General features: G+C 40.0%; 2 protein-coding genes. Both read right to left on the bottom strand.

Annotated elements, in window-relative coordinates:
- Positions 1-189: 189 nt before the first annotated feature.
- A complete protein-coding gene (locus MLE14_RS22225; protein ID WP_390629425.1) occupies positions 190-1,125 on the bottom strand; it encodes an IS3 family transposase in 936 nt (311 codons plus the stop codon).
- Positions 1,126-1,142: 17 nt separating this feature from the next.
- The gene (locus MLE14_RS22220) at positions 1,143-1,454 is read right to left on the bottom strand and encodes a helix-turn-helix domain-containing protein (protein WP_243300543.1); all 312 of its coding nucleotides are present in this window, start codon (positions 1,452-1,454) and stop codon (positions 1,143-1,145) included.
- Positions 1,455-1,540 lie beyond the last annotated feature (86 nt).

Genomic DNA, 1,540 nt, shown 5'->3' with positions numbered 1-1,540 from the left:
ATTCGGGTTGGCCCCCTAATTTTGGACACGAGCTTTCGTTTTCTCGAGTTTTCTTAGTTTCTTGTTTTAAGTCAACCTTCTTCACCTCTTGGCATTATAAGTGATGTCACTACAGCGTCAAGCCCACTACGCTTGACCCTTTCGCGTCATCACTTTCCTGGTCGGTAAGGTGAAGAAGGAGCCCCCTTGTTAGAGGTTGACAGCCATCTCTGGGACGAAACCTTCTTTCCGGAATTTCCAGTTATATTTTGTGGGAGAAAGGTATTTGAGGCTGCCATGGTATCTTCGGTTGTTATAAAAGTCCATATAATGATCAATCCAATAATAAGCTTCTTCGAAACACTCAAATGAATGACGTTGGTAACACTCTCTTTCAATGATGCTATGGAATGATTCAATATACGCATTGAGGTTGGGTGACTTAGGTGGAATCCTCTCATGATACACTTTATGTTCTAAACAAAAATCACCAAATTCCTTACTTAAAAACTGTGGACCATTGTCACTCCGAATGATGAGAGAGTGCCGTTCTTCTTCTGTAGGAATAGAGACCTCACGGTTCCTTATAGCCTCTTGAAGCATTGCTGTAATATCAATCGCTTGGCACTTAGAACCGCGATAATACCCCACAATGTTCCTATCAAAGACATCTATTGCACTGGCAAGAAAAAAGAAACGACCACTCTCCTCAATGGAGCCATACTTGATATCTACCTGCCATAACTGATTAGGAGCCGTAATAACGTGTTTCTTAGCTAGTTTTTTTGGATAAGGAGATGGGGCATGTCTCACTGGCAAAAGAATGCCCAGTTTATCGCATAAACGATGTACCTTCTTTTTGTTAATCTGGAGAAAATAAGTTTCTTTTAGGTATTGGGTCAATTTCTTATACCCGTAGATTCCTTCCTCTCCCTCAACAGCTTCCATTAACCATTCTTCAATCTGTTCATCTGAGATTCTTGTTCCGTCATTAGTTTTTGAGAAACCAGGAAATGGTCTACCACGTTTAACAGGCTCTTCATCAATCATTACAGGTTTGTTGTGGTAATAATACAATGATCGATTCACTCCTAATGCAGCTGTTGTTCCCTTGATAGGGAAACCTTCTCTAACCCAAAGATTCACTTCTTCTAAGTAATAACCTATTGGAATGGGCTTTTTTTTATAAGGTTCTTTAACATCGCTACCTCTAGTTCTTTCTCGCCTAACAATTTCATAGCCTGTTCGTACTTAGCCAGAAGTTCATCTTTAGAAGGGTTCTCAGAAAGAACGGTTACACCTTCCGCTTCCATTACTTCACGAACTTCTTCCTCATACTCATCCATCCATTTTCTGAGAGTACTTCTTGATATTCCGGCTTTATTGGCAATAGATGTCATCCTTCCACTTTCAAGTGCCATTCGAACATATTGTTTTTTTACATCCTCGATCACATCAATTTTCTTTCTAGGCATATTAGGCCCCCCTTCCATGTAAGTTAGTTATCACAAGTGTAATCATTAAGCATTATCGTGTCCAATGGAATAAGGGGTCCTAAAAG

This window comes from Bacillus litorisediminis, assembly GCF_022808645.1.
Classification (GTDB): domain Bacteria; phylum Bacillota; class Bacilli; order Bacillales; family JC228; genus Bacillus_BF; species Bacillus_BF litorisediminis.
Note: the sequence above shows the minus strand (reverse complement) of the source record. Positions and strands in the feature narration are given on the sequence as shown.